Genomic DNA, 1,666 nt, shown 5'->3' on the forward strand with positions numbered 1-1,666 from the left:
GATCGACTCGGACCGTGTCTAGCAACAAGAGAAACCCGAAATTTTCTACCTGATTCTTTCCGACTTATTCTGGAAAGAGAGTCAAAAAAAGATTGCCTGGAGAAAATTATCAATGACACAGACATGGGGAGAAAAAGATCGACTCGGACCGTGTCTAGCAACAAGAGAAACCCGAAATTTTCTACCTGATTCTTTCCGACTTATTCTGGAAAGAGAGTCAAAAAAAGATTGCCTGGAGAAAATTATCAATGACACAGACATGGCGAGAAAAAGATCGACTCGGACCGTGTCTAGCAACAAGAGAAAGTAGAAATTTTCTGCCTGATTCTTTCCGACTTATTCTGGAAAATGAGTCAAAAAAAAGATTGCCTGGAGAAAATTATCAATGACACAGACATGGGGAGAAAAAGATCGACTCGGACCGTGTCTAGCAACAAGAGAAACCAGAAATTTTCTGCCTGATTCTTTCCGACTTATTCTGGAAAATGAGTCAAAAAAAAGATTGCCTGGAGAAAATTATCAATGACACAGACATGGGGAGAAAAAGATCGACTCGGACCGTGTCTAGCAACAAGAGAAAGTAGAAATTTTCTACCTGAGTCTTTCCGACTTATTCTGGAAAGAGAGGCAAAATAATATTGCCTGGAGAAAATTATTAATGGCAAAGACATGGGGAGAAAAAGATCGACTCGGACCGTGTCTAGCAACAAGAGAAAGTAGAAATTTTCTACCTGATTCTTTCCGACTTATTCTGGAAAGAGAGGCAAAATAATATTGCCTGGAGAAAATTATCAATGGCAAAGATATGGAGAGAAAAAGATCGACTCGGACCGTGTCTAGCAACAAGAGAAAGTAGAAATTTTCTACCTGATTCTTTCCGACTTATTCTGGAAAGAGAGGCAAAATAATATTGCCTGGAGAAAATTATCAATGGCAAAGATATGGAGAGAAAAAGATCGACTCGGACCGTGTCTAGCAACAAGAGAAAGTAGAAATTTTCTGCCTGAGTCTTTGAGACTTATTCTGGAAAGAGAGTCAAAAAAAGATTGCCTGGAGAAAATTATCAATGGCAGAGATATGGCGAGAAAAAGATCGACTCGGACCGTGTCTAGCAACAAGAGAAACCAGAATTTTTCTACCTGATTCTTTCCGACTTATTCTGGAAAGAGAGTCAAAAAAAGATTGCCTGGAGAAAATTATCAATGGCAAAGATATGGAGAGAAAACGATCGACTCGGACCGTGTCTAGCAACAAGAGAAACCAAAAATTTTCTACCTGAGTCTTTCCGACTTATTCTGGAAAGAGAGTCAAAAAAAGATTGCTTGGAGAAAATTATCAATGGCAAAGATATGGAGAGAAAACGATCGACTCGGACCGTGTCTAGCAACAAGAGAAACCAAAAATTTTCTACCTGAGTCTTTCCGACTTATTCTGGAAAGAGAGTCAAAAAAAGATTGCTTGGAGAAAATTATCAATGGCAAAGATATGGAGAGAAAAAGATCGACTCGGACCGTGTCTAGCAACAAGAGAAACCAGAATTTTTCTACCTGATTCTTTCCGACTTATTCTGGAAAGAGAGTCAAAAAAAGATTGCCTGGAGAAAATTATCAATGGCAAAGATATGGAGAGAAAAAGATCGACTCGGACCGTGTCTAGCAACAAGAGA

General features: G+C 39.1%; 6 protein-coding genes. All 6 read left to right on the forward strand.

Annotated elements, in window-relative coordinates; all coding sequences use genetic code 11:
• Nucleotides 1–189: hypothetical protein (locus tag F6K40_RS24530; protein ID WP_293139715.1), on the forward strand; the 189-nt coding region annotated here is incomplete at its 5' end.
• A 59-nt stretch (nucleotides 190–248) separates the two neighbouring features.
• Nucleotides 249–389 carry a hypothetical protein gene (locus F6K40_RS24535; RefSeq protein ID WP_293139716.1) on the forward strand — a complete coding sequence of 47 codons (141 nt, stop codon included), beginning with the start codon at nucleotides 249–251 and terminating at the stop codon, nucleotides 387–389.
• The gene (locus F6K40_RS24540; protein ID WP_293139717.1) at nucleotides 386–526 is read left to right on the forward strand and encodes a hypothetical protein; all 141 of its coding nucleotides are present in this window, start codon (nucleotides 386–388) and stop codon (nucleotides 524–526) included. Before F6K40_RS24535 ends, F6K40_RS24540 begins: the two co-directional genes overlap by 4 nt.
• Nucleotides 527–930: 404 nt before the next feature.
• The gene (locus F6K40_RS24545) at nucleotides 931–1,143 is read left to right on the forward strand and encodes a hypothetical protein (RefSeq protein ID WP_293139718.1); all 213 of its coding nucleotides are present in this window, start codon (nucleotides 931–933) and stop codon (nucleotides 1,141–1,143) included.
• Between the two features lie 59 nt (nucleotides 1,144–1,202).
• The gene (locus F6K40_RS24550) at nucleotides 1,203–1,415 is read left to right on the forward strand and encodes a hypothetical protein (RefSeq protein ID WP_293139719.1); all 213 of its coding nucleotides are present in this window, start codon (nucleotides 1,203–1,205) and stop codon (nucleotides 1,413–1,415) included.
• A 59-nt stretch (nucleotides 1,416–1,474) separates the two neighbouring features.
• The coding region (locus F6K40_RS24555; protein ID WP_293139720.1) for a hypothetical protein at nucleotides 1,475–1,666 on the forward strand (192 nt) is incomplete at its 3' end.

The sequence above is a fragment of the Okeania sp. SIO3I5 genome (assembly GCF_010672085.1).
Classification (GTDB): domain Bacteria; phylum Cyanobacteriota; class Cyanobacteriia; order Cyanobacteriales; family Microcoleaceae; genus Trichodesmium.

Excerpts from the sequence above, each read along its gene's own strand:
- F6K40_RS24540 (WP_293139717.1), top strand. The coding sequence starts at position 386 with ATGACACAGACATGGGGAGAAAAAGATCGACTCGGACCGTGTCTAGCA.
- F6K40_RS24535 (WP_293139716.1), top strand. The coding sequence starts at position 249 with ATGACACAGACATGGCGAGAAAAAGATCGACTCGGACCGTGTCTAGCA.
- F6K40_RS24545 (WP_293139718.1), top strand. The coding sequence starts at position 931 with ATGGCAAAGATATGGAGAGAAAAAGATCGACTCGGACCGTGTCTAGCA.
- F6K40_RS24550 (WP_293139719.1), top strand. The coding sequence starts at position 1,203 with ATGGCAAAGATATGGAGAGAAAACGATCGACTCGGACCGTGTCTAGCA.